This is a genomic window from Mycobacterium sp. 1165178.9, assembly GCF_001673555.1.
GTDB lineage: Bacteria > Actinomycetota > Actinomycetes > Mycobacteriales > Mycobacteriaceae > Mycobacterium.
The window spans coordinates 1-24,637 of record NZ_LZMB01000298.1; the positions used below are offsets into that span (position 1 = coordinate 1).

Below are 24,637 nucleotides of genomic sequence, written 5' to 3' on the forward strand. Positions count from 1 at the left end.
CAGCGACTTCACGATGCGGTTGCGTCCCGCCGTGATAAGGGCTTCGGTGGTTTCGAACACGGTCACATCGACACCGGCACGAATCGAGACCTCGGCGATGCCGGACCCCATCTGGCCGGCGCCGACAACTCCTACGCGCTGAATCGTTGAGTCACTCACTGATTTCTCTCCGGTGTCGTATCGTCCTGCACCGCAATAGGCCCCGCCCAGGTTCAGCTGGGCGGGGCCTACGCTACTTCATCTCATACTCGACGCCACGAGCGTGTAACCGCCGCGAAAATCCGGCCGAATTCTCGCCGCAGGTGCACGCTCGGCGCACTGGCGGGCCAAAGCCCGCTCGTCCTCAGTGACTCAAGCCCTCGGTTTCACTTCGTCCTCACGGCCAAAGCCCGCTCGTCCTCAGTGACTCAAGCCCTCGGTTTCACTTCGTCCTCACGGCCAAAGCCCGCTCGTCCTCAGTGAAACTGGCCCTCTTCGGTGGAGCCGGTCAACGCGGTTGTCGACGAGGTCGGGTCCACCGTGGTGGCAATCCGGTCGAAGTAGCCGGCGCCCACCTCACGCTGGTGCTTGGTGGCGGTGTAGCCACGCTCCTCGGCGGCGAACTCGCGCTCCTGCAGCTCGACGTAAGCGCTCATCTGGTTGCGGGCGTAGCCGTAGGCCAGATCGAACATCGAGTAGTTCAGGGCGTGGAAACCGGCCAGCGTGATGAACTGGAACTTGAATCCCATTGCCGCGAGCTCCTTTTGGAACTTCGCGATGGTGGAGTCGTCAAGGTGCTTGCGCCAGTTGAACGACGGCGAGCAGTTGTACGCCAGCATCTGGTCGGGGAACTCGGACTTGACGCCCTCGGCGAACTTGGCGGCGAGCTCGAGGTCCGGAGTTCCGGTCTCCATCCAGATCAGGTCGGAGAACGGTGCGTAGGCCTTGGCCCGGGCGATGCAGGGCTCCAGCCCATTGCGGACCCGGTAGAAGCCTTCCTTGGTGCGCTCGCCGGTGATGAACGGCTGGTCGCGCTCGTCGACGTCGGAGGTGATCAGGGTGGCGGCCTCGGCGTCGGTCCGGGCGATGACGACGGTCGGAACGTCGCACACGTCGGCAGCCAGGCGCGCCGAGGTCAGGGTCCGGATGTGCTGCTGGGTCGGGATCAGCACCTTGCCGCCCAGGTGGCCGCACTTCTTCTCCGATGCCAGCTGGTCCTCCCAGTGCGATCCCGCCACACCGGCGGCGATCATGGCCTTCTGCAGCTCGTAGACGTTGAGGGCGCCGCCGAAGCCGGCCTCACCGTCGGCGACGATCGGCGCCAGCCAGTTCTCCACCGAGGTGTCACCCTCGACCTTGGCGATCTCGTCGGCGCGCAGCAGCGCGTTGTTGATCCGGCGAACGACCTGCGGCACCGAGTTGGCCGGGTAGAGGCTCTGGTCGGGGTAGGTGTGGCCGGAAAGGTTGGCGTCGCCGGCGACCTGCCAACCGGACAGGTAGATGGCCTTCAGCCCGGCGCGCACCTGCTGCACGGCCATGTTGCCGGTCAGGGCACCCAGCGCGTTGATGTACTCCAGGTCGTGGAGCTGCTCCCACAGCACCTCCGCGCCGCGGCGGGCCAGGGTGGCCTCCTCGACCACGGTGCCCTGCAGGGCGACGACGTCCTTGGCGGTGTAGGTCCGGGTGACATCCTTCCAACGCGGGTTGGTGTCCCAGTCCTTCTGGATCTGTTCGGCGCTCTTGGGGGTGCCAACGACAGACATCGGGCATGCTCCTTCACGATCTTCACTACTGAGTGCTGGACGCCTCACCGGCGGTAGCTAGCGGCTCAACTTCGCTGGTGTGCTAACTCGAAGATGGCACAGCTCATAGGGGCCGGTCTACCCGTTTCAATTGCCAATTTAAGCAACGGGAACGCCGAGATTTGCGAAGTTTGCGAACTTGCTAACAAACTTAACCGTTTCAGAAGCTACCCGCCAGTAACACTATCGTTGCAGGTCAGAGCGCAATTTAACCGGGACGCTTGTCCTGTTACCGAGCAAAGATCGAAGCGACCGCTTTCGTCTCGTCGCCGACGGCATATGTGAGCGTTGTAACAGCGCGATCGGCCAGCTCGGGACCGAATTGTTCGGTAGATCCGGCGGGGTGGACGTGCGAGATGATCTCGAGCTTGTCGCCCAACGCCACCGGCGCCTCGTGTTCGATGGTGATGCGCAGCGGCGCCCGCAGCAGCTCCGGGTGCGACGCCAGGTAGTCCTCGATCACGCTCCAGTACACGGAGTTGTTCATATGGTCGAACAAATCGATGTCGGTGACCCGGACGGGAAACTCGTGGATCTCGACCGCGTCATCGCGGCTGGCCGGCTTGAGGTAGGCCTTCCACCGCAACCGGTCGACCGTGGTCGTCTTGTGCAGGCCCGCCAGGAAGTCGTCGGCGATGCGCGAGGGCATCTGGGTTTCCCGGTTGATGTTGATCCAGAACGCCTCGGACTCGATCAGGCCACCCTTGCGGCCATCGATGCGGACCCGCATCTCACACCAGCGGTTGGAGGTTCCCGAGCACCATCTACGCAGGCGCAGCATGTCCTGGAACTCGATCGGGCGGACCAGGTCCACCATGGTTCGCCGCACGATCCACAGGGGATGGGTCTCCTCGAAGCCCATCTCACGCAGCTGGTCCTGGCCGATGTCCTGGATGTGGCGGGCGGCGGCGTCCAGCCGCAACCGGCCCGTGCGGTCGATATCGCCCACCCGCAACGGCCACTGGCGATCGAAAACGTCAGGGTGTCCGTCGGGCACCGGCATCATTTGTTTGTCCAGGCTCACGCCGCCGCTCCCCGTTCCTCCTCGTGGTTGCCCCAGGCTAAGACAGAAGGCCTGGTCGAATCATGCCAACGAGGTGCCCCGAATACTAATCCCGACCAGACGGTACCCGGTGCCAAGTCTGCGAATCGAATCTTCGCACGGGCCGGTAACCTCGGAGAAGTGTCCAAGACGTTCGTCGGCTCCCGCGTTCGCCAGCTTCGCAACGAACGCGGGTTTTCCCAAGCCGCGCTGGCTCAGACGCTGGAAATCTCGCCGAGCTACCTCAACCAGATCGAGCACGACGTCCGCCCGCTGACGGTGGCCGTGCTGCTGCGCATCACCGAGGTCTTCGGGGTGGACGCGACCTTCTTCGCCTCGCAGGACGACACCCGGCTGGTGGCCGAGCTGCGCGAGGTCACCATGGACCGTGATCTGGACATCGACGTCGACCCGACCGAGGTCGCCGAGATGGTCAGCGCGCACCCCGGGTTGGCCCGCGCCGTGGTCAATCTGCACCGGCGCTACCGGATCACCACGGCGCAGCTCGCGGCGGCCACCGAGGAGCGGTTCTCCGACGGCAGCGGCAGCGGCTCGATCACCATGCCGCACGAGGAAGTGCGCGACTACTTCTACCAGCGCCAGAACTACCTGCACGAGCTGGACACCGCCGCCGAGGACCTGACCATCAAAATGCGGTTGCATCACGGCGATCTGGCGCGTGAGCTGACCCGCCGGCTCACCGAGGTGCACGGGGTGCACATCAACCGCCGGATCGACCTGGGCGACACCGTGCTGCACCGCTTCGACCCCAAGACCAAAACGCTGGAATTCAGCAACCATTTGTCGTTGGGCCAGCAGGTTTTCAAGATGGCTGCCGAATTGGCCTATCTCGAGTTCGGTGATCTCATCGACACTTTGGTCGAGGAGGGCAAGTTCACCAGCGACGAGTCACACACGCTGGCGCGGCTGGGGTTGGCCAACTACTTCGCCGCGGCCACCGTGCTCCCCTACCGCCAATTTCACGACGTCGCAGAGAATTTCCGCTACGACGTCGAACGGTTGTCGTCGTTCTACTCGATCAGCTACGAGACCATCGCGCACCGGCTTTCGACACTGCAGCGCCCGTCCATGCGCGGCGTGCCGTTCTCCTTCGTCCGGGTCGATCGGGCCGGGAACATGTCAAAGCGGCAGTCCGCCACAGGCTTTCACTTCTCCTCCAGCGGGGGCACCTGCCCCCTGTGGAACGTCTACGAGACGTTCGCCAACCCGGGCAAGATCCTGGTGCAGATCGCGCAGATGCCCGACGGCCGCAACTACATGTGGGTGGCCCGCACCGTGGAACGCCGCGCGGCCCGGTATGGTCAGCCGGGTAAGACCTTCGCGATCGGGTTGGGCTGCGAGCTTCGGCACGCTCACCGACTCGTCTACTCGGAGGGACTCGACGTCTCGGGGGAACCAGGAACAGTGGCCACACCGATCGGCGCGGGCTGCCGGGTCTGCGAACGCGACAATTGCCCGCAGCGCGCCTTCCCAGCGCTCGGGCGCGCACTCGATCTCGACGAGCACCGCAGCACGGTGTCGCCCTACCTGGTGACCCAACCGTGAGTGGCAGCCAGAACAACGCGGTCGACCGTATCCCGTCGGGCCGGTTTCGCGAGTTGGGCCCGATCAACTGGCTGTTCGCGAAGTTGTCCGCGCGCGTGGTCAGGGCACCGGAGATGCATCTGTTCACCACGCTCGGCCAGCGCCAGTTGCTCTATTGGACCTGGCTGTTCTATGGCGCCCGCCTGCTGCGGGGACGGCTGCCGACAATCGACACCGAGTTGGTGATCCTGCGCGTCGGGCATCTACGCTCGTGTGAGTACGAACTGCAGCATCACCGTCGGATCGCGCGCAAAGCGGGTTTGGACGCGGATCTGCAGGCCGCGATATTTGCCTGGCCCGCGAGGCTGGACCCGGTCGAAGCGCGCCTGACAGTGCGCCAGCAGGCGCTGCTGGCGGCGACGGACGAATTCGTCAAAGACCGGACCATTACCGATGCCACGTGGCGGCAGCTGGCGACTCACCTGGATCGGCGGCGGTTGATCGAATTCTGTTTGCTCGCAAGTCATTACGACGGGCTAGCCGCGACCATTTCAGCGCTCGGCATTCCGCTGGACCATCCGAGCCAGCTACAGGTAGACATCGGCGAGGATGGCCAGCGTCAGTATCACGGGAAGTAGCGGCAGCGCGAAGGCGAACGCCGCCCATGCCTGCTTGTCGCGCCGGCGCTGCCGCAGGCCCCACAGCGCGGCGCAGATCGCCAGCACCACCGAGGCAAGCAGCACCAGCGGTCCCCACTGGCCGGCCGTCGCGTTGTCGCCGTTCGAAATGGCCAGTAACCACAGGACATAACCGGTCAGCAGGCCACCGATGGCCCCGGCGATGGCCTGAGGGGTGACGGTGCGAATCATCTCAGAAGTTGATCATGTGTCCGGTCAGGCCGTGGAAGCATTCCTGCAGCGCCTCGGACATGGTCGGGTGGGTGTGCACGTTGCGGGCCAGTTCGGTCGCGGTCAGGTCCCACTTCTGGGCCAGCGTCAGCTCCGGAAGGAGTTCGGAGACGTCGTGCCCGACAAGGTGTCCGCCGAGTAACTCACCGTATTTGGCATCGGCGATCAGCTTGACGAAGCCGCTGGGGTCGCCCACACCGTGCGCCTTGCCGTTCGCGGTGAACGGGAACTTCGCCACCACAACGTCGTGGCCTTCGTCGCGGGCCTGCTCCTCGGTCAGCCCGAAGCTGGCGACGTTGGGCTGGCAGAACGTCGCGCGCGGCATCATCCGGTAATCGCCCAGCGCCAAAGTCTCTGCGCCGGCGATGGTTTCGGCGGCCACCACGCCCTGAGCCTCGGCGACGTGGGCCAGCTGCAGCTTCCCGGTCACATCACCGATGGCATAGATGTGTTCGATGTTGGTGCGCATGTAGTCGGTGATCCCGATGGCCTTGCCGTCGGTCAGCGCGACCCCGGCGGCCTCCAGGCCGAAGCCCTCGACGTTGGGCGCAAAACCGATGGCCTGCAACACCTTCGCGGCCTTGAGTTCCTGTGAGTTACCGTCCTTGCTGACGGCGACCGTCACCTCCGAGCCGTTGTCGGAGATGGACTCGACTTTCGTTGAGGTGAGGATCTTGACGCCCAGCTTCTTGAACTGCCTCTCGACCTCCTTGGACACCTCGGCGTCCTCGTTGGGCAGGGCGCGCGGCAAGAACTCGACGACGGTCACGTCGACGCCGTAGTTCTTCAGCACATAGCCGAACTCCATGCCGATCGCTCCGCAACCCGCGATGATGATCGACTCCGGCAACTCCCGGGACAGGATCAGTTCCTCGTAGGTGACCACGTTGGCCGACAGCGACGTGCCGGGGACCAGGCGGGTGCTGCTACCGGTGGCGATGATGGCGTTGTCGAAGGTGACGGTTTCGGTGCCGCCCTCGTTGAGCTCGACCGAGATCGTATTGGCGTCGGAAAAGCGGCCGTAGCCATGGATTTCGGTGATCTTGTTCTTCTTCATCAGGAAGTGCACGCCGGCGACGCGGCCCTCGGCCACCTTGCGGCTGCGGTCAAACGCGACACCGTAGTCGAATGTCGCCTCGCCACTGATGCCGAACGTCTTGGCCTCTTTGGTGAAGATGTGGGCCAGTTCGGCGTTGCGCAGCAGCGCCTTGGACGGGATGCACCCGACGTTCAAGCAGACTCCACCCCAGTATTTCGGTTCGACGACCGCGGTGGACAGGCCCAGCTGTGCGGCGCGAATGGCTGCGACATATCCGCCGGGACCGGCCCCGAGGACGACGACGTCATAGTGAGAAGGCACGAGCCCACCCTAGTTGGCCACAACCCCTGGGGGCCGCCCGGGCGAGGCCTCAATAAGGAATGAGCCCGACGAGGCAGTGCCCCACCCGCTCGCAGTGGTAATAGCCGTACAGGGGCGCCGAGGCCACCAGCGCCGCGAACGGCCCGGACATCATGGCCACCGCGAGCGCCGAGATCAGCGGCCTGCCCTCGGTCATCGCCAGCATCACAGCGCCAACGATGCACACCACCACGTACACCAGGACCACGAACAGCGCGGGGGTCTTGTCGGCCGAGTGGTACCACCAGTAGAACAGCCCCAGCCCGATCACGGCCGCCGCGGCCCACGCGCCGAGCAGCACCAGCGCCAGCTTCCACCACTTGAGGTAGAGATACCGGCCGGGCACGTTGACCGGTTGCACCGCGCCAACGGGCTCGGCCGACTGCGGCTCGCCGGCGTCCGCCGCGGGTGTCGCCCCGTCGTCTGCCGCGGTTTCGCCGGCGGGCTCCGGTTCGGTTGCAACGGGGTGTGCACCGGTGTCGTCATCGAAATCGGGAACCCACGACTGGGTGCCGGTGTGCTCGGCGTCGTCATCCGAGAAGTCCGGCACGAACGCCTCCGTGCCGGGGCTCGCGGCGTCCTTGTCGTCAGCCACCGGCGGTCACCCGCAACGCGACCAGGACGCCGAACCAGCCCGGCGCCACCGACAGCAGGAAAGCGCCCAGCATGGTGACCCACCGGCGTCCGGAAAACAGGATCATGGTCAGCCCGACCACGCTGAGGATGCCGACCACCGACGCGATCGCGACGCCCGGGCGGACGCTGGCATGGATCGCCACGGTGCACGCCACACCCGCCAAAAGCCCGACCGCACTGCCGATCAGCATTGCGCTGGCCAACAACCAGGGACGCGGAAGCGGGATCACTTTCTCGACTGTACTGCGGACACGGGGCAGGTCGCCGAGGCCGCGTCGGCCACCACCGGACCCCGCGTTGCGGGCCGTTCGCCGCGTTCGTAATCGGCACCGGTGATCACCGTCGCGGCGGCCAGCGACGCCCGCTCTTCCTCGGTGAAGACGCGGCCGCGGGACAAAAACCGCACCCCGTCGGGGGCCTCCAGGCTGAACCCGCCGCCGCGGCCTGGGACCACGTCGATGACCAGTTGGGTGTGCTTGTCGCGATAGTGGGCCGCGTACTGCGGACCCGAGATCCACACCGGCACGCCGTCCGCCCCGACGTCGAGCACGCCGAGCAAGACGTCGCGGTCACCGACGAGGAAGTCCCCGAGCGGGTAGCACATGGGCGACGAGCCATCGCAGCAGCCGCCGGACTGGTGGAACATCACCGGACCGTGGGTTGCCTGCACCCGCGCCAGCACCTCGGCGGCCGGGGCGGTGATGGCCACGCCAGCTGGGGTGGCCATCAGAAGAACCCGAGCGCCTTGTCGGAGTAGGACACCAGCATGTTCTTGGTCTGCTGATAGTGCTCGAGGGCCATCTTGTGGCACTCGCGCCCGAAGCCGGACAGCTTGTAGCCGCCGAACGCCGCATGCGGCGGGTAGACGTGGTAGCAGTTGACCCACACCCGGCCGGCCTGGATGTCGCGCCCGGCGCGGTAGGCGGTGTTGCCGTCGCGGCTCCACACCCCCGCCCCCAGGCCGTAGAGGGTGTCGTTGGCGATCGAGATGGCGTCGTCGTAATCGTCGAACGACGTCACCGTCACCACCGGCCCGAAGATCTCCTCCTGGAAGACCCGCATCTTGTTGTTGCCGCCGAAGATGGTGGGCTGCATATAGAAGCCGCCGGACAGGTCGCCGCCGAGCTCGGCGCGTTCACCGCCGGTGATCACCTTGGCGCCCTCGTCCTTGCCGATCTCGATGTAGGACAACACTTTTTCCAGTTGGTCGTTGGACGCCTGGGAGCCCAGCATGGTCTCGCTGTCCAGCGGATCGCCCTGGCGCACCGCCTTGGTGCGGATCGCGGCCAGCTCGAGGAACTCGTCGTAGATGTCGGCCTGGACCAGGCTGCGGGACGGGCAGGTGCACACCTCGCCCTGGTTGAGGGCGAACATCGTGAAACCCTCCAGCGCCTTGTCCTGATAATCGTCGGCTTTGGCCATCACGTCGGAAAAGAAGATGTTGGGACTCTTGCCGCCGAGTTCCAGGGTGACCGGAATCAGGTTGTGCGAGGCGTACTGCATGATCAGCCGCCCGGTGGTGGTCTCGCCGGTGAAAGCGACCTTGGCGATTCGGTTGCTCGAGGCCAGGGGCTTGCCGGCCTCGGCGCCGAATCCGTTGACGACGTTGACCACCCCGGGCGGCAACAGGTCGCCGATCAACGACATCAGGTAGAGCACCGAAACCGGTGTCTGCTCCGCGGGTTTGAGTACCACCGCGTTGCCGGCCGCCAGCGCGGGCGCCAGTTTCCAGACGCCCATCAGGATGGGGAAGTTCCACGGGATGATCTGCCCGACCACGCCGAGCGGCTCGTGGAAGTGGTAGGCGACGGTGTCGTCGTCGATCTGCGACAGCGAGCCCTCCTGCGCGCGCAACGCCGCGGCGAAGTAGCGGAAGTGGTCGGCGGCCAACGGAATGTCGGCGGCCAGCGCCTCGCGGATCGGCTTGCCGTTGTCCCACACTTCGGCGACCGCCAGCGCGGCGGTGTGCTCGTCGATGCGGTCCGCGATCTTGTTCAGGATCGCCGCCCGCTCGGCCGGGGCCGTCTTGCCCCACGCCGGCGCCGCCGCGTGCGCGGCGTCGAGCGCCTTGTCGATGTCGGCCTCATCGGAGCGGGCGACCTCGCAGAACGTCTGGCCGGTGACCGGAGTCGGGTTCTCGAAGTAACGCCCCTTTGCGGGCGCGACCCACTGTCCGCCGATGAAGTTGTCGTAGCGGGACTCATACGACATCAATGCCCCGGAAGAACCCGGACGTGCGAAAACAGTCATCTGCTCTCACTCCTCGTGCGGCTGTGTAATTCACCTCACACTACCGCCGCGGCCACAATGGTTTCCATGACGCCGCCAGCTCACGCCGCGCCCGAAGACGACCAGGATCCGTACCTGTGGCTGGAGGACGTCACCGGTGACGAGGCGCTGGACTGGGTGCGGGCGCGCAACGGGCCGACGCTGGCGCGCTTTCGCGACGAGAATTTCGAACGGATGCGCACCGAGGCGCTCGAGGTGCTCGACACCGATGCCCGCATCCCCTACGTGGTCCGCCGGGGCGACCATCTCTACAACTTCTGGCGCGATGCGGCCAACCCGCGCGGGCTGTGGCGGCGCACAACGCTGGACAGTTACCGGACCGACGCTCCCGAGTGGGACGTGCTGATCGACGTCGACGAGTTGGGCCGGGCCGACGGCGAGAAATGGGTGTGGGCCGGCGCCGGTGTCATCTACCCCGAATACACGCGTGCGTTGGTCAGCCTGTCCCGCGGCGGCTCGGATGCGTCCATCGTTCGTGAATTCGACATGCTCACAAGGGAATTCGTCGACGGCGGGTTCGAGCTGCCGGAAGCCAAGTCGCAGGTCAGCTGGGCCGACCCGGACACCGTGCTGGTCGGCACCGACTTCGGCGCCGACTCGCTCACCGATTCCGGCTATCCGCGGGTGGTCAAACGGTGGCGCCGCGGCACACCCCTCGCCGAGGCCGAGACCGTCTTCGAGGGCGCGCGTTCCGATGTCAACGTGGGCGCAAGCACCAGCCGGATCCCCGGCTTCGAGCGCACCCTGATCGGCCGGTCGCTCGACTTCTGGAACGAAGAGGTGTACGAGCTGCGCGGCTCGGAGCTCATTCGCATCGACACGCCCACCGACGCCAGCGTCGGCCTGCACCGCGAGTGGCTGTTGATCGAGTTGCGCAGCGACTGGTCATTGGGCGAAGCCACCTACACCGCCGGGTCGCTGCTGGCCGCGAATTACGAGGAATTCCTGGCTGGCACAGCGCAATTGCAGATCGTGTTCGAACCCGATGAGCACACCGCCCTCGACCACTACGCGTGGACCAAGGACCGGCTGCTGATCGTCTCACTGGCCGACGTGGCCAGCCGCGTGGAGATCGTCACGCCGCCATCGCGTGACGACCCGCAACGCCCGGCTCCGCCGCGCTTGCGATCGTCACGGGGCGACTGGCGGCGCGAGGCGGTGGTCGGCCTTCCGGCCGCGACAAACACCGTGGTCGTCTCCTCCGACGACACCGGCGACGAGTTCTTCCTGGATTCCAGCGGATTCGACTCGCCTTCGCGGCTGATGCGGGGTACCGACGACGGGCAACTCGAAGAGATCAAATCTGCCCCGGGCTTCTTCGATGCCGAAAACATCTCGGTGACACAGAACTTCGTGGCATCTCAGGACGGCACTTCGATCCCCTATTTCGTGGTGCGCGGCCCACAGGTTTCCGATGGACCGGCGCCCACCCTGCTCTACGGCTATGGCGGCTTTGAATCGTCGAACACGCCGGGCTACAGCGGCATCTTGGGCCGACTGTGGCTCGCCCGCGGCGGCACGTATGTCCTGGCCAACATCCGCGGCGGCGGCGAGTATGGCCCGGGCTGGCACACCCAGGCGATGCGCGAGGGCCGCCACAAGGTGGCCGAGGACTTCGCGGCCGTGGCAACCGATTTGGTGGAGCGCGGCATCACCACTGTCGAGCAGCTCGGGGCGCAGGGCGGCAGCAATGGGGGCCTGCTGATGGGCATCATGTTGACCAAGTACCCGGAGAGGTTCGGCGCACTGGTGTGCAGCGTGCCTCTGCTGGACATGAAGCGCTACCACCTACTGCTGGCCGGCGCCTCGTGGGTCGCCGAATACGGCGACCCCGACAACCCCGACGATTGGGAGTTCATCTCCGAATATTCGCCCTACCAAAACATTTCGGCCACGCGCAAATATCCGCCGGTGCTGATGACCACGTCCACCCGCGATGACCGCGTGCATCCGGGCCACGCCCGCAAGATGACCGCGGCGCTCGAGGCCGCCGGTCAGCCGGTCTTCTACTACGAGAACATCGAGGGCGGGCACGCGGGCGCGGCGGACAACGAGCAGGTCGCATTCAAGTCGGCGCTGACGTACTCGTTCCTATGGCAGGTGCTGACGGCCGGGGTCTGAGCATCCGCCCGCCCTTAGGATCGTCACCGTGGCCGCGATTGAACGCATCGAGCTCACCCTGCTGGCGACGGGATTGATCGGCATCCTGGCCTCGGCGGCACAGGCCCGCTACCGCTTCATCAAGGACCGGCGCGCCGGTCGGCGGTTCTACTGGGCGACCGCGATCATCGGCATCGTCTGCTTTGCGGCCGGAACCGGCCAGCTGTGGCCGAATGCCATTTTGGTGGCGGCTGTTTTTTCGGCCATCGTCGCCTTCTCCGCGTACCTCACCACGCCGTATTTGAAGATCGGCGGGCGAATCTATGCGTCCTCGCCGGAGAACCGCGAGCCCGACCCCTAAGGACGCCATGCCGACCAGCGACTTCCAGACCCTGCTCTACCGGACGGCCGGCGCGGTCGCCACCATCACGCTGAACCGCCCCGAGCAGCTCAACACGATCGTGCCGCCGATGCCTGACGAGATCGAGGCCGCCATCGGCCTGGCCGAACGCGACCCGGCGATCAAGGTCATCGTGCTGCGCGGTGCGGGCCGGGCCTTCTCCGGCGGCTACGACTTCGGCGGGGGGTTCCAGCACTGGGGCGAGGCCATGATGACCGACGGGAAATGGGATCCCGGTAAGGACTTCGCGATGGTCAGCGCACGCGAGACCGGGCCCACAAGTAAGTTCATGGCCATCTGGCGCGCGTCCAAGCCGGTGATCGCCCAGGTGCACGGGTGGTGCGTGGGCGGGGCCAGCGACTACGCGCTGTGCGCGGACCTCGTGATCGCCAGCGAGGACGCCGTGATCGGCACGCCCTACAGCAGGATGTGGGGGGCGTATCTGACCGGGATGTGGCTGTACCGGCTGAGCCTGGCCAAGGCGAAGTGGCACTCGCTGACCGGCCGGCCGCTGACCGGGGCGCAGGCCGCCGAGATCGAGCTGATCAACGAGGCGGTCCCGTTCGAGCGGCTGGAGGCCCGCGTCGCCGAAGTCGCGGCCGAGCTGGCGCAGATCCCCTTATCGCAGCTGCAGGCGCAGAAGCTGATCGTCAACCAGGCCTACGAGAACATGGGGCTGGCCTCCACCCAGACGCTGGGCGGCATTCTCGACGGCCTGATGCGCAATACCCCCGACGCGTTGGCCTTCATCAACACCGCCCAGTCCGAGGGCGTGCGGGCCGCGATCGAGCGCCGCGACGGCCCGTTCGGCGATTACAGTCAGGCCCCGCCGGAGCTACGGCCCGATCCCAGCCACGTCATCGTCCCTGATGGCGACTGATACTGAGATGCACTAGCGAAATCCTGAGAGTGAGCTGGAAACTATTCCGCCCGGGCCAAGAGGTGTTACCGTAATAGCTATGTCTCGGCTGAGTACTGGCCTGCGTGCAGGCGCTGCGTTCCTTGCTCTGGGTATTACCGCTGCGATCTTCCCGTCGACCGCGGTAGCCGACTCGACGGAGGACTTCCCAATCCCCCGCCGAATGATCAACACCACGTGCGACGCCGAGCAGATTCTGGCGGCTTCCCGGGACACCAGCCCGGTGTACTACCAGCGCTACATGATCGACTTCGACAACCACCCCAACGTCCAGCAGGCGACGATCGACAAGGCGCACTGGTTCTACTCGCTGTCGCCGCAGGACCGCCGGAACTACTCCGAGAACTTCTATGCGCCAGTGTCAGATCCGCTGTGGGTGGCTTGGCCCAACCACATGAAGATCTTCTGGAACAACAAGGGCGTGGTGGCCAAGGCCACCGACATCTGCAACCAGTACCCACCCGGCGACATGTCGGTCTGGGACTGGGCCGAGCCAACTGGTCCACCTGGGTGGCCAGGGCCCCCCAAAGGTCGGGTCGACCCCCAAGGGTAGGTTCAGTAATTCGGTGACGACGCCCGGTACAGATCGTTGTCCGGCGCGTCGTCGCCTTGGGGCCGCATCAGCGCACGAAGCGCCGGCCTAGGTTGGTACCGCCGGAGCGGCTGCTGTTTGCCCGGTCCACGGCGGCCAACGCGATCACCGACATCCAAGGCGACTGCCGCATCGACACTTCTGAGTGCGACGTGTTCCAATCACCCCCGGGGCCGAGTCGCATCCCGTTAAGCCAGCGCGGATCCCGACACTCACGGCCCCGCGATATCAGCGCGGTTGTACCACTCCGCCCACCGGGTGCTCGTCGACGTCGTTAAGGATCAGCTCGCGCACGGCGGGACGCGGTCCGTACGGTCGCAGCATGGTGCTGGCCGGCCGTGGACGCACGTGCTGCGGCCACCAGAACCAGCGCCCGAGCAGGGTGGCCAGCGATGGTGTCATGAACGACCGCACGATCAAGGTGTCGAACAACAAACCCAGCGCGATCGTCGTACCCACCTGGGCCATCACCAGCAGCGGGCTGAACATGAACGTGGCCATGGTGGCGGCGAACACCAGCCCGGCGGAGGTAACCACCGATCCCGAACCGGCCATCGCGCGGATGGTCCCCGTCTTGAGCCCGGCATGAATTTCCTCTTTGAACCGCGATATCAGCAGCAGGTTGTAGTCCGAGCCGACCGCCAGCAGCAGGATGACCGCCATCGCCAGCACCATCCAGTGCAACTTCATGCCCAGGATGTACTGCCATAAGAGCACGGAGAGTCCGAATGAGGCGCCCAGCGACAGCAACACAGTGCCGACGATCACGAAAGCCGCCACCACGCTTCGGGTGATCACCAGCATGATGATGAAAATCAAAGTGGCAGCAGCGATTCCGGCGATCATCAGGTCGATGTTGGAGCCGTCGTGCATGTCCATGTACGTCGCGGCCGTGCCGCCCAGGTAGACCTTGGCGCCCTCCCAGGGGGTGCCTTTGATCGCCTCATGCACGGCCTGCTTGATCGGTTCGATGTGTTTGATGCCTTCAGGAGTCGCCGGGTCGCCTTCATGGGAGATGATCAGCCGGACGGCGTGGCCGTTAGGCGAGATGAACTGTTTGAGACCCCGCGCGAAATCCGGGCTCTTGAACGCCTCCGGCGGTAGGTAGAACGTGTCATCGTTCTTCGCTTTGTCGAAGGCATCGCCTTGGGCGGTGGCGTTGTCGGACTGTGCTCTCGCCTGTTCGTTGAGACCCTGTGTGATCGCATAATTCGACATGATGGTGTCGAGGTTGCGCTGCTGGCTTTCGATCTGCGGTGGTATCAGCGCCACCAGTTTGGGCTGGATCCGATCCAGCTTGTCCAGGTTCGCGCTGAGGTTCACGATGTTCTCGGCCACCTGGTCGATGCCGTCGAGCGCGTTGAAGACCGACCGGAGTGCCCAGCAGACCGGGATGTCGTAACAGTGCTTCTCCCAGTAGAAGTAGCTGCGGATCGGCCGGAGGAAGTCGTCGAAGTCCGCGATGTCATCGCGCAACTTCTCGGTGATCTGCACGGTTTCCTTGGTGAGCCTGGTGGTTTCGTGTGTCGTGTTGCTGAGATCCTGGGTGACCTGCATCTGCTCATGCAGCGTTGCCATCGTCTTGTGCAGCTCGTCCGCCTGCTTGAGCAGGTTTGCCGCCTGCTCGTCCTGATAGTGCTGGGTCTGGATCCGGCCCGCGGCTTGCGCGCCCATCTGAAACCCGAGGGTGCTGTGGTCGAGCGGCGTGCCCAACGGCCGGGTGATGGTCTGCACCCGGCCGATTCCGGGGATGTGGAAGACCGCCTTGGCGACCTTGTCCAGGACGATGAAGTCGGCCGGATTACGCAGGTCGTGATCCGTCTCGATCATCAACAGCTCGGGATTGAGCCGAGCCTGGTCGAAGTGCCGGTCGGCGGCGGCATAGCCGACATTGGCCGGGGTGTCCGCCGGCAGGAAGTGGCGATTGTCGTAGTCCGTCTTGTAACCGGGTAGGGCGAGCAGACCAACCAACGCGACCGCGACGGTCACCGCGAGAACCGGTGCGGGCCAGCGGACGACCGCGGTGCCGATGCGACGCCAACCCCGGGTTTGCAGCATGCGCTTCGGATCCATGAGCTTGAAGAACGAAGCCACCGTGAGAATCGCCGGACCCAGCGTCAAAGCCGCCAACACCGCGACCAGCATGCCGACCGCACACGGCACCCCCAGCGACTGGAAGTACGGCAGCCGGCAGAAGCTCAGGCAGTACATCGCGCCGGCGATGGTCAGGCCCGATCCCAGCACGACATGCGCGGTGCTGTGAAACATGGTGTAGAACGCTTCTTCGCGGGTCTCGCCCAGACCGCGGGCCTCTTGATAGCGGCCGACCACAAAGATCGCGTAGTCCGTTCCGGCGGCGATCGCCATCAGCACCAGCATGTTATTGGCGAAGGTGGAAAGCCCCATGATCCCGTAATTGCCCAGCGTCGCGACGACGCCACGGGCGGCGGCCAGCTCGATGAACACCATCGCCAGCATGATCAGCATGGTCACCACCGACCGGTAGACGAACAGCAGCATCACCACGATCACCAGGAAGGTGACAAGAGTGACGACCGCGACGCCCTTCTGCCCCGAGTGTGACTGGTCGGCGAACAGCGGACCCGCGCCGGTGACGTATGCCTTGATTCCCGGCGGCGCGGGCACCGAGTCCACGATCTTGCGGACGGCCTCGGCAGACTCGTTCGCCAGCCCGCTGCCCATGTTGCCGGCGAGGTAAACCTGGACGTAGGCGGCCTTTTGATCGTGGCTCTGAGAACCCGCCGCCGTCAGCGGATCACTCCAGAAATCCTGGACGTGCTGGACGTGCTGCTTGTCTTGCTCGACGCGCCTGACGATCTCGTCGTAATAGCGGTGCGCTTCGGCCCCGAGTGGCTTATCGCCCTCCAGCAAGATCATGGCCGAGTTGTCGGAGTTGAACTCTTTGAATGTCGATCCCACCCGCATCATCGACTGGAAAGATGCCGCGTCAGTCGGACTCATCGACACCGAGTGGGTTTTGGCGACGACCTCCAGCTGCGGGGCCACTGTGTTGGTGAGGAACACGATGCCCAACCACACCAGGACGATCGGCAGGGCCAGCCGATGGATCATCCGCGGCAGGAACGGCGGGATCAGCGGCTGGTCGACGCGCGGCGGAGCCTCGCCCGGCCCGCTCATGCCGACTTGTCCAGGCAATAGACGAAGGCGTTCACGGTTTGGTTGGGATCTGAGCGGTTCGGAGTCTTGATGACGTCACCGCTCCCGTCGTGCTTGTTGACCACGAATTGGCACGCGATCCAGCTGCCGTCTCCTTGCGCCACCAGGTTCGCCGGGATGCCGGGCTTCGTTGAACTCAATACTTTGCTCCAGGGCAAGGGCACGTTGAGGGCCTGCTGTGGGTGGGAGTTTTCGTCGAGGTAGTTGATGGTCGCCGTGCTGCCCGGTGGGCCCCAAACCTGGAGCGTGATCGTCTTGGCGTTGAACTCGTCGAGGACCTCGCCCGAGGTGCCCCCACCGAACGAACCCTTGTGAACGCCGAAGACGCCGTGCAATCGGTACACCACGAATCCCGAGAGGGCGACGACAGCCGCGATCGTGAGCACCAGCCAGAAACGCCCCAGAAACCCCTTTTTCTTGGCGCGCTGCGGGGCGACCTTGTCGCCCTCGCTGCCGGCGGAGCCCTGCATCTTTAGCGGCTCGGTCGTTGGCTCAGCCGTACTCATGGACGCTTCACGTCCTTCACGACGTGTGTCTTCACCGGTTGCAGTTTGCCAAGCCACAGCGCTCTCCGGCCTCCTTCCTGAGTTCATGAGGATTCCGCGATCAGCCCGACGCACGTGGCCGTCAGCAGGCGGGTAAGGGCGGACGCGAAGTCCAGATTCCATTCGGGCGGAACCACTTCGGGCTCCTCGGCGTAGATGTCGGTGAGGTGCTCCGGCGGGTTCGCGACTTGCCAGAGCGTCGCGGCCAGCGAGTACGCGGCCAGCAAGATGTCCAGCGAGCCCGATCGCCCGAGTTCGGGCAGCGCGCTGCCGATCGCATCGGCCAGCGACAACGTGGCCGCGGTGCTGATCCGCCTGACCTCGATGACCCGCTCCGCGTCCACCTCGTGTTCCAGGTGCAGGTGCAGGTTGGCCAGCAGGTCGCAGAACAACGGGTCTTCGGCCAAGGCTTCGGCCAGGGTCTCGGCGATGCGTGAGGGCGACTTCGCGCCGGGCTCGGCAAGCTTCTCCGATACCGTAGTCGACCACCGCACCCAGCCCTCAGCAGACAGATGCAGCAGAACTTCCTTGTGCGAAGTGAAGTAGCGGCGCACCGCCGAGTAGTGAATTCCGGCGCGGCTGGCCACCGCGGTCAGGGTGACCGACGCGACGCCCGTTTCCATCGCCAGCGAGCGCGCGGCTTCCACGAGGGCCTCCGCACGTTGGCGCTTCTTTTCCTCAGTGCGGGCGCGCTGGAATGTTAGTTGCGCCACCGGCCGAGCGTAACGCACATTGTGTGAGTTGCATAACGCACGTCACGTGATTTGTCGGGACCACATGTGTTCGTCGGAGTAGGTAAAGGTGTAACCATGCTCATCACCCGGCACCCATCGAGCCCCTGGGAGTAGCCCCGTGCAGACCATCGCCCTGATCGGATTTCTCGGCGGGCTGATCACCGGCATCTCGCCGTGCATCCTGCCGGTGCTCCCGGTGATTCTGTTCTCCGGCATGGACAGCACCCGGGCCGGCACGCCCGCTGTGCGATCCGCGGCGCGGCCATACCTGGTGATCGCCGGCCTGGTGTGCAGCTTCAGCCTCGCCACGCTGATCGGCTCCGCGCTGCTGACGGCGCTGCACCTGCCGCAGGACGCGATCCGCTGGGCCGCACTGGTGGTGTTGGTCTTGATCGGCCTGGGCCTGATCTTCCCGCCGGTGCAGCACCTGATCGAGCGGCCCTTCGCCTACCTGCCGCAGCGTCAAATCGGCTCGGGGACAAACGGTTTCGGCCTGGGATTGACGTTGGGCGCTCTCTATGTGCCGTGCGCGGGCCCGGTGCTGGCCGCGATCGTGGTGGCCGGCGGGACGTCGTCGATCGGGCTCGGCACGCTCGTGTTGACGGCGACGTTCGCCGTCGGCAACGCGTTGCCGTTACTGGCCTTCGCACTGGCCGGGCGGCGCGTCGCCGAACGCGTGGCCGCGTTCCGCCGCCGGCAGCGCGTGATTCAGATCGCAGGCGGGATCGCGATGATCGTGCTGGCCGTCGCGCTGGTGTTCAATTTGCCCGCGACGCTGCAGCGCTCCGTCCCCGACTACACGACTGCGATGCAGAACAAGCTGGGGGCCAACGACATCGAACGCAGCCTGGCCCCGGCCGCCGTGCAACAACCGAACCACGGCGGCGGGCTACAGCTGAGCCGGCCCGGCAGCACCAGCAACGGCGCACTGAGCGATTGCGCCGGGGTCTCCGCTGGTCTGCAACAGTGCGGACCGGCTCCCGCCCTCACCGGCATCACCGGGTGGCTCAACACCGCGGACGGCAAGCCGCTGGATCCCGCGGCGGTGCACGGCAAGGTGATCCTGATCGACTTCTGGGCCTACTCGTGCATCAACTGCCAGCGCGCCATCCCGCACGTAATCGATTGGTACAACCGGTATCGCGACAGCGGGTTTCTCGTGATCGGGGTGCACACGCCGGAGTACGCCTTCGAACGGGTGCCCGCCAATGTGGCGAGCGGCGCCGCCGATCTGCACATCACCTATCCCATCGCACTGGACAACGACTACGCGACGTGGAACAACTTTCAGAACCTGTATTGGCCGGCCGAGTACCTGATCGACACGAATGGGCAAGTGCGGCACAGCAAGTTCGGCGAGGGCGACTACGACGACACCGAGAGGCTGATCCGCAAGTTGCTTCTCGATGCCCATCCCGGCGTCGCGCTGCCCGCGCCGACGAACTCGGTCGACATGACTCCGCAGACCAGGCTCACGCCGGAGACGTATCTAGGTGTCGGCAAGTCTCAAAACTACGGCGGCGCCGGCGATTACAAAGCCGGCGCCACCACGCTGGGCTTCCCGCCGCACCTGGGCGACGACAAGTTCGCCCTGGGTGGCCGCTGGAACCTCGACGACCAGGGGGCCACGGCGGACGGCGACGACTCCGTCGTCCGGCTGAACTACACCGCGAAGGATGTCTACGCCGTCGTCGGCGGCAGCGGCTTCATCGCCGTGACCCGGGACGGCAAGACCACCACCACCGCGATCGGCGGAGCGCCCACGTTGCACCGGATCGTCGCCGACAACTCCGCGCACCGAGATCAGCTGGACATGCGAGTCAGCAAGGGCCTGCAGGTGTTCTCGTTCACCTTCGGCTAGCCGGTGGACTCACGACTTCTTGACGAGACTGCCCAGCACCGCGACGATCACGCCGAATGCGACCGCGGCGGCGCCGGCGAGCAGCGTGGCGTTGAGCCACTGGTGCAGATCTGCTTCGGCGTGTTCGATCATCGCCTCGGCGACTTGGCGGACGTTGCCGGTGGTGCGATTGAGCGCATCGTTGACATAGCGGCCGGCGACCTCGATGCCCGCCCAGCCGCCCGCACCGACGAGCAGCGCCGAGACGCCCAGGCTGCTCAGCGCCTTGCCGCGGCGGCGCGCGGCCGCCACCGTGAGCAGCGCGCAGACGCCGCACAGCGCCGCCGCACCCATACTCATCCATGGACCCCAGCTGGACGCCCGGCTCAGCCGCCCCTGCCGCATCGAATGCGGTATCGAAACAGTCAGCGGGACACTGAGTTTCGCGGGGACCACCACGTTGTGGCGGGCGAGCAGCGGCTTGATCGAGGCGTCGTTGAGCATCGGCGCCACGTCGACCGCCCACTGATTGCCGTTCTCGTCGGTCCCTGGGTCGCCGAACAACCAGCGGTGCGCCGCCCGATTCGCCTGGGCGAACAGCGGCGGAAACGCCGGGCCGGCGGTAAAAGCACGGGCGGCGTCGTGCACCTCGGAACCGTCGACGTCAGATCGGCCCCCGCCATGCTCGGCGATGAGAGTCATTGCCCGGCTGCTTAATTCGGACGCCATGGCGGACTGCAGGGCGGGATCCGTCGCCGCGCGCTGCGCCAGGGCCACGTAGCCGTCGGCGTCAACGACATTCAGCTGCGTCCACGCCGCGGGGATCGCCACCGCCAGCGCGAGCGTGGTGATGACCCACAACAGCACGGTCGCCGCGAAACGCACGCCTGCGAATCTACTGAATGCCCCGCACGTACGCGGCCTGCCCGAGGTGCTGGGCGCAATCATCGATGATGCTCACCAATCGGGCGCTGGCCGTCACCGGCGGATCCCAGTTGGTGTCCACGACGCGGGCCAGTTCGTCGGCGGTGACTCCGGCGACGTATTCGAGGGTGAGCTTGTGCACCGCGTGGTAGTAGCCCGATAGCAGATCGACGGGCGCGGTCACCCTGGCCACCTCGTCGGGCCCGTGTCCGTACCCGGTGTCATCGCGCGGCAGGTCCAGAGCGAACCGGTCCACCCAGCCGTCGCGGAACCACACTTGCTCGACGCCGGCGACGTCGGCCAGCTGAACGTCCTGCACCCGGGCACTGTGCCAGAGCAGCCACGCGATGCTGTTGGCGTTCGGGGTCGGCTGGTAGCCGGACTCCCCGTCGGTCAACCCCTCGGTGATCTGGTCGACGTGCTCGATCAACCGCGTGAAAGCGTCGCGCAGGAGCTCTTGCAAGACGGCGGCGTCGTCGGTGCTGGCCATACTCGCGACACTACGGGAGGGTGCCGTGGCAGACCGCTTCGACGTTGTTGCCGTCGGGGTCGCGCACGAACGCCCCGAAGTAGCCGGGGTGGTATTCCGGCCAGAGCCGCGGCGCATGCAGTGGTTCGGCGCCCAACTCGACGGCGGCCTCATAGAAGGCGCGCACCGCGTCCTCGTCGGGCGCCTCGAAGGCCAGGTGCACTTCCCGATTGGGCCCCGCCGACGCGCCCGAGATCCAGAATGTCGGCTGGCCCGCCCGCCCGTATCCGATCGCGCGACCCACGTCCAGCTGCCGGGAGAAACCCAGCGTTCCCAGCACAGCGTCGTAAAACCGCTGAGATTCGCCGTAGTCGGCGCAGTTGATTCCCACATGGTCGATCACGGAGAAGATCCTGGCACGACCCACCGCAACGGTCGTAGATTGTTTGAATGACTCACGACCTCGTCATCCGCAACGGCACCATCGTCGACGGGCTGGGGGGTGAGCCGTACGTCGGTGACGTGGCGGTGAAAGGCGACGTCATCGAGGCGGTCGGCGCGATAAATGGGGCGACCGCCACGCGGGAGATCGACGCAACCGGGCTGCTGGTCACCCCGGGCTTCGTCGACCTGCACACCCACTACGACGGCCAGTCCATCTGGTCGGAGCGCCTGACCCCGTCGTCGGCGCACGGGGTGACGACGGTGGTGATGGGCAACTGCGGGGTCGGCTTCGCGCCGTGCCGCCAGTCCGACCACGACGTGCTCGTCGACGTGATGGCGGGCGTGGAGGACATCCCCGGTGTCGTCATGACCGACGGGCTGCCGTGGACGTGGGAAACGTTCCCTGAGTACATGGACGCGCTCGAGTCGGGCAGGCGCGACATCGACGTGGCCGCGTATCTGCCGCACTCACCGCTGCGGGTGTACGTGATGGGCCAGCGCGGCGCCGACCGCGAGCCGGCCACCGAGAAAGACCTGGCCAAGATGCGGGAGCTGGCCAAGGAGGCGATCGAGGTCGGCGCGCTGGGCTTCGCGTCGTCGCGGCTGACCATTCACAAGACCGAAAGCGGTTCGCCCATACCGAGTTACGAGGCCGCCCGCGAGGAGATCGAGGAGATCGCCCGAGGCGTCGTGGACGGCGGCGGCGGGCTGCTGCAGTTCGTTCCCGACATCCCGTCGGGCGGCTACCAGCCCGTGCTGCAGACGGTGTTCGACGTCGCCGAGGACGTCGGGTTGCCGGTCACCTTCACCCTCGTCGTCGCCAACGCCGGCGACCCGACCTGGCCGGACGCCATCACGATGATCGAGAAGGCCAATGCGGCCGGCGGCGACGTCACCGCGCAGCTGCTGCCGCGGCCGATCGGTTTGATCATCGGGTTGCAGCTGTCCGCCAACCCCTTCGTGCTCTACCCCAGCTACCGCGAGATCGCGCACCTGCCGCTGGCCGAGCGGGTGGCCGAGATGCGCAAGCCGGAGGTCCGGGCCCGCATCCTGGCCGACAAGCCCGGACAGGGTCACCCGATTCTGTTCGTGACGCAGATGTGGGACTGGATCTTTCCGTTGGGCGACACCCCCGATTACGAGCCCGACCCGTCGACCAGCATCGCGGCCCGCGCCCGCGCCCGCGGCGTGGAGCCGATGGAGGAGGCCTACGACCGGCTACTCGACGACGAGGGCCAAGCCATGTTGCTGGTTGCGACCAGCAACCTGCAGAACAACTCGCTGGACACCGTCGGAGAGCTGCTGCACCGCGACGACGTGGTGCTCGGTCTCGGCGACGGGGGCGCGCACTACGGAATGATCTGCGATGCCAGCTACTCGACCTATTTCCTGACGCATTGGGCGCGGGACCGCAAGGCCGGACGGTTCAGCGTGTCCGAGGCGGTTCGCGAGCTCACCTCGGTGCCGGCCCGCATCGCCGGGCTGGGTGATCGCGGCCGGATCGCGGTCGGCTACAAGGCCGACCTCAACGTCATCGACCATGCCGCACTGCGGCTGCACAAGCCGATGATCAGCTACGACCTGCCAGCCGGGGGACGGCGCCTGGACCAGACCGCCGACGGATACGTCGCCACGATTGTGGCCGGTGAAGTGATTGCCGAGAACGGCGTCCCCACCGACGCCCGTCCGGGCAGGTTGGTGCGAGGCCGCCGGCCCATCCCCGCAGCCTCGCGATAACACCACCAAAAGCGGCATATACCAGCTAAGTTGGGTCCGTGACGAGCCCGCATTTTGCGTGGTTGCCGCCAGAAGTCAACTCGGCATTAATTTTTTCCGGCCCTGGCCCCGGGCCGCTGCTTGCTGCCGCGGCGGCGTGGGACGGGCTGGCCGGGGAGCTGGCATCGTCGGCATCGTCATTTTCTTCGGTGACAGCGGATCTCGCGAGCGGATCGTGGCAGGGCGCCTCGTCGACGGCCATGATGTCTGTGGCCAGCCGCTACATCAGCTGGCTCAGCGCGGCGGCCGCGCAGGCCGAAGAGGTGTCGCACCAGGCCTCGGCCATCGCGACCGCGTTCGAGGTGGCGCTTTCGGCCACGGTGCAGCCCGCTGTGGTGGCGGCCAATCGAGCCTTGGTGTCGGCCTTGGCGGCAAATAATCACCTGGGTCAAAACACCCCCGCCATCGCCGACATCGAGGCCGCCTACGAGCAGATGTGGGCCTCGGACGTGGCCGCGATGTTCGGCTACCACGCCGACGCGTCGGCGGCCGTCGCCAAGTTGCCGCCCTGGAATCAGGTGCTGCAGAACCTCGGCTTCTCCAACACCGGCGCCGCCGTCACGCGCCCGGCGCCGCAGTAAATCCCGCGCCTATCCTGGAAGGTCATGCGCACCAAGAAGAAAGTCGATCTCCAGGCGCTGGCCAACGCGCTGGCCGACTACCCGTACGCGTACTTGATCACGGTCGACGACGAATACCGGGCGCACACCGTGACGGTCGAGCCGCAACTGCGCGAGACCACCCTCGACATCGGACTCATCGGCGGGCGCACCCGCAGCAACCTCGCCCGGCGCGCCGACGTGACCCTGTTGTGGCCGCCCACCGCACCCGGCGGCTACTCGCTGATCGTCGACGGCAGCGCCGAAGTGAGCGAGGCCGGGGCCGAGACCGCCCGCCTGACGGTGGTTCCCACCCGCGCGCTGCTGCATCGCGACGCCGACTCCCCCGACGCGGCGAAGGGCTGCCTGCACGACTGCGTGGTGTTCTCGCTGCCGGCCTAGCGGCGAAGCCGGGCGCTGCGGGTCGCCGCCATCGGGCTAGCGGCGATCGCAAGCGCGGCGAAGCCGGGCGCTCGTACACCGCCGCCGAACGTGGA

25 protein-coding genes are annotated in these 24,637 nt (G+C 66.1%); 10 read left to right on the forward strand and 15 right to left on the reverse strand.

Annotated elements, in window-relative coordinates:
• The 3 genes from A5652_RS26720 to A5652_RS12930 form a co-directional block, all read right to left on the reverse strand.
• Positions 1-159: 3-hydroxyacyl-CoA dehydrogenase NAD-binding domain-containing protein (locus A5652_RS26720; RefSeq protein ID WP_232001185.1), on the reverse strand; the 159-nt coding region annotated here is incomplete at its 3' end.
• A gap of 296 nt (positions 160-455) precedes the next feature.
• Positions 456-1,742, reverse strand: coding sequence for an isocitrate lyase (gene aceA, locus A5652_RS12925; RefSeq protein ID WP_067351478.1), 1,287 nt, complete (start codon positions 1,740-1,742; stop codon positions 456-458).
• A gap of 268 nt (positions 1,743-2,010) precedes the next feature.
• Positions 2,011-2,805 (reverse strand): acyl-[acyl-carrier-protein] thioesterase, encoded by a 795-nt coding sequence (locus A5652_RS12930; RefSeq protein ID WP_067351480.1) that lies wholly within the window; start codon positions 2,803-2,805, stop codon positions 2,011-2,013.
• Between the two features lie 159 nt (positions 2,806-2,964).
• Between A5652_RS12930 and ramB the strand changes: the two genes are divergently transcribed.
• Both ramB and A5652_RS12940 read left to right on the forward strand, forming a co-directional pair.
• On the forward strand, positions 2,965-4,389 hold the full coding sequence (gene ramB / locus A5652_RS12935; protein WP_067351483.1) for an acetate metabolism transcriptional regulator RamB: 1,425 nt from the start codon (positions 2,965-2,967) through the stop codon (positions 4,387-4,389).
• The gene (locus A5652_RS12940) at positions 4,386-5,006 is read left to right on the forward strand and encodes a carboxymuconolactone decarboxylase family protein (RefSeq protein WP_067351486.1); all 621 of its coding nucleotides are present in this window, start codon (positions 4,386-4,388) and stop codon (positions 5,004-5,006) included. The genes ramB and A5652_RS12940 overlap by 4 nt, the downstream gene beginning before the upstream one ends.
• Here the strand turns inward: A5652_RS12940 and A5652_RS12945 are convergent.
• The 6 genes from A5652_RS12945 to A5652_RS12970 are packed head-to-tail and all read right to left on the reverse strand — an operon-like array spanning position 4,956 to position 9,561.
• Positions 4,956-5,237 (reverse strand): hypothetical protein, encoded by a 282-nt coding sequence (locus tag A5652_RS12945; protein WP_067351489.1) that lies wholly within the window; start codon positions 5,235-5,237, stop codon positions 4,956-4,958. The two genes, A5652_RS12940 and A5652_RS12945, sit on opposite strands and share 51 nt — an antisense overlap.
• Before the next feature lies 1 nt (position 5,238).
• Positions 5,239-6,636, reverse strand: coding sequence for a dihydrolipoyl dehydrogenase (lpdA, locus tag A5652_RS12950; protein WP_067351493.1), 1,398 nt, complete (start codon positions 6,634-6,636; stop codon positions 5,239-5,241).
• A gap of 49 nt (positions 6,637-6,685) precedes the next feature.
• Positions 6,686-7,270, reverse strand: coding sequence for a hypothetical protein (locus A5652_RS12955; RefSeq protein ID WP_067351496.1), 585 nt, complete (start codon positions 7,268-7,270; stop codon positions 6,686-6,688).
• On the reverse strand, positions 7,263-7,541 hold the full coding sequence (locus tag A5652_RS12960; protein ID WP_197513946.1) for a putative holin: 279 nt from the start codon (positions 7,539-7,541) through the stop codon (positions 7,263-7,265). The genes A5652_RS12955 and A5652_RS12960 overlap by 8 nt, the downstream gene beginning before the upstream one ends.
• On the reverse strand, positions 7,538-8,038 hold the full coding sequence (locus A5652_RS12965; protein ID WP_067351500.1) for a DUF779 domain-containing protein: 501 nt from the start codon (positions 8,036-8,038) through the stop codon (positions 7,538-7,540). The genes A5652_RS12960 and A5652_RS12965 overlap by 4 nt, the downstream gene beginning before the upstream one ends.
• Complete coding sequence (locus A5652_RS12970) at positions 8,038-9,561, reverse strand: aldehyde dehydrogenase family protein (RefSeq protein ID WP_067351503.1); 1,524 nt, start codon at positions 9,559-9,561, stop codon at positions 8,038-8,040. Before A5652_RS12970 ends, A5652_RS12965 begins: the two co-directional genes overlap by 1 nt.
• Before the next feature lie 66 nt (positions 9,562-9,627).
• Here A5652_RS12970 and A5652_RS12975 point away from each other — a divergent pair, with 66 nt between their 5' ends.
• The 4 genes from A5652_RS12975 to A5652_RS12990 all read left to right on the forward strand — a co-directional run bounded on the left by A5652_RS12975 (position 9,628) and on the right by A5652_RS12990 (position 13,572).
• A complete protein-coding gene (locus tag A5652_RS12975) occupies positions 9,628-11,721 on the forward strand; it encodes a prolyl oligopeptidase family protein (RefSeq protein ID WP_067351506.1) in 2,094 nt (697 codons plus the stop codon).
• 28 nt (positions 11,722-11,749) lie between these two features.
• On the forward strand, positions 11,750-12,061 hold the full coding sequence (locus tag A5652_RS12980) for a hypothetical protein (RefSeq protein ID WP_067351510.1): 312 nt from the start codon (positions 11,750-11,752) through the stop codon (positions 12,059-12,061).
• 7 nt (positions 12,062-12,068) lie between these two features.
• Positions 12,069-12,980, forward strand: a complete 912-nt coding sequence (locus A5652_RS12985) for a crotonase/enoyl-CoA hydratase family protein (RefSeq protein ID WP_067351513.1) — start codon at positions 12,069-12,071, stop codon at positions 12,978-12,980.
• A 79-nt stretch (positions 12,981-13,059) separates the two neighbouring features.
• Positions 13,060-13,572 (forward strand): DUF5078 domain-containing protein, encoded by a 513-nt coding sequence (locus tag A5652_RS12990; protein ID WP_067351517.1) that lies wholly within the window; start codon positions 13,060-13,062, stop codon positions 13,570-13,572.
• Between the two features lie 267 nt (positions 13,573-13,839).
• Here A5652_RS12990 and A5652_RS12995 read toward each other — a convergent pair whose 3' ends face one another.
• From A5652_RS12995 to A5652_RS13005, 3 genes are all read right to left on the reverse strand, one after another.
• Positions 13,840-16,770, reverse strand: coding sequence for an RND family transporter (locus A5652_RS12995; protein ID WP_067351521.1), 2,931 nt, complete (start codon positions 16,768-16,770; stop codon positions 13,840-13,842).
• Complete coding sequence (locus A5652_RS13000; protein ID WP_067351524.1) at positions 16,767-17,315, reverse strand: MmpS family transport accessory protein; 549 nt, start codon at positions 17,313-17,315, stop codon at positions 16,767-16,769. The genes A5652_RS12995 and A5652_RS13000 overlap by 4 nt, the downstream gene beginning before the upstream one ends.
• Before the next feature lie 83 nt (positions 17,316-17,398).
• Entirely contained in the window at positions 17,399-18,085 is a 687-nt protein-coding gene (locus A5652_RS13005) for a TetR family transcriptional regulator (RefSeq protein WP_156745311.1), read from the reverse strand.
• A 121-nt stretch (positions 18,086-18,206) separates the two neighbouring features.
• On the opposite strand from A5652_RS13005, the gene A5652_RS13010 reads away from it, so the two are divergent.
• The gene (locus A5652_RS13010; RefSeq protein ID WP_067351531.1) at positions 18,207-19,949 is read left to right on the forward strand and encodes a cytochrome c biogenesis protein DipZ; all 1,743 of its coding nucleotides are present in this window, start codon (positions 18,207-18,209) and stop codon (positions 19,947-19,949) included.
• A gap of 9 nt (positions 19,950-19,958) precedes the next feature.
• Here the strand turns inward: A5652_RS13010 and A5652_RS13015 are convergent, their stop codons facing one another.
• Genes A5652_RS13015 through A5652_RS13025 form a run of 3 tightly spaced genes read right to left on the reverse strand, consistent with a single transcriptional unit; the run spans position 19,959 to position 21,724 of the window.
• Positions 19,959-20,813, reverse strand: a complete 855-nt coding sequence (locus A5652_RS13015; protein ID WP_067351534.1) for a hypothetical protein — start codon at positions 20,811-20,813, stop codon at positions 19,959-19,961.
• A gap of 10 nt (positions 20,814-20,823) precedes the next feature.
• Entirely contained in the window at positions 20,824-21,342 is a 519-nt protein-coding gene (locus A5652_RS13020; protein WP_067351538.1) for a mycothiol transferase, read from the reverse strand.
• 10 nt (positions 21,343-21,352) lie between these two features.
• Complete coding sequence (locus A5652_RS13025; protein WP_067351573.1) at positions 21,353-21,724, reverse strand: VOC family protein; 372 nt, start codon at positions 21,722-21,724, stop codon at positions 21,353-21,355.
• A 47-nt stretch (positions 21,725-21,771) separates the two neighbouring features.
• On the opposite strand from A5652_RS13025, the gene A5652_RS13030 reads away from it, so the two are divergent.
• The 3 genes from A5652_RS13030 to A5652_RS13040 are packed head-to-tail and all read left to right on the forward strand — an operon-like array spanning position 21,772 to position 24,542.
• Positions 21,772-23,502, forward strand: a complete 1,731-nt coding sequence (locus A5652_RS13030) for an amidohydrolase family protein (RefSeq protein ID WP_067351540.1) — start codon at positions 21,772-21,774, stop codon at positions 23,500-23,502.
• 38 nt (positions 23,503-23,540) lie between these two features.
• Positions 23,541-24,122, forward strand: coding sequence for a PPE family protein (locus tag A5652_RS13035; RefSeq protein WP_082983882.1), 582 nt, complete (start codon positions 23,541-23,543; stop codon positions 24,120-24,122).
• Positions 24,123-24,146: 24 nt separating this feature from the next.
• Entirely contained in the window at positions 24,147-24,542 is a 396-nt protein-coding gene (locus tag A5652_RS13040; protein WP_067351543.1) for a hypothetical protein, read from the forward strand.
• The last annotated feature ends 95 nt before the right edge of the window (positions 24,543-24,637 follow it).

Excerpts from the sequence above, each read along its gene's own strand:
- A5652_RS13030 (WP_067351540.1), top strand. The coding sequence starts at position 21,772 with ATGACTCACGACCTCGTCATCCGCAACGGCACCATCGTCGACGGGCTG.
- A5652_RS13040 (WP_067351543.1), top strand. The coding sequence starts at position 24,147 with ATGCGCACCAAGAAGAAAGTCGATCTCCAGGCGCTGGCCAACGCGCTG.
- A5652_RS13020 (WP_067351538.1), bottom strand. The coding sequence starts at position 21,342 with ATGGCCAGCACCGACGACGCCGCCGTCTTGCAAGAGCTCCTGCGCGAC.
- A5652_RS12975 (WP_067351506.1), top strand. The coding sequence starts at position 9,628 with ATGACGCCGCCAGCTCACGCCGCGCCCGAAGACGACCAGGATCCGTAC.
- A5652_RS12945 (WP_067351489.1), bottom strand. The coding sequence starts at position 5,237 with ATGATTCGCACCGTCACCCCTCAGGCCATCGCCGGGGCCATCGGTGGC.
- A5652_RS12990 (WP_067351517.1), top strand. The coding sequence starts at position 13,060 with ATGTCTCGGCTGAGTACTGGCCTGCGTGCAGGCGCTGCGTTCCTTGCT.
- A5652_RS12970 (WP_067351503.1), bottom strand. The coding sequence starts at position 9,561 with ATGACTGTTTTCGCACGTCCGGGTTCTTCCGGGGCATTGATGTCGTAT.
- aceA (WP_067351478.1), bottom strand. The coding sequence starts at position 1,742 with ATGTCTGTCGTTGGCACCCCCAAGAGCGCCGAACAGATCCAGAAGGAC.
- A5652_RS13000 (WP_067351524.1), bottom strand. The coding sequence starts at position 17,315 with ATGAGTACGGCTGAGCCAACGACCGAGCCGCTAAAGATGCAGGGCTCC.
- A5652_RS12985 (WP_067351513.1), top strand. The coding sequence starts at position 12,069 with ATGCCGACCAGCGACTTCCAGACCCTGCTCTACCGGACGGCCGGCGCG.
- A5652_RS12995 (WP_067351521.1), bottom strand. The coding sequence starts at position 16,770 with ATGAGCGGGCCGGGCGAGGCTCCGCCGCGCGTCGACCAGCCGCTGATC.
- A5652_RS12965 (WP_067351500.1), bottom strand. The coding sequence starts at position 8,038 with ATGGCCACCCCAGCTGGCGTGGCCATCACCGCCCCGGCCGCCGAGGTG.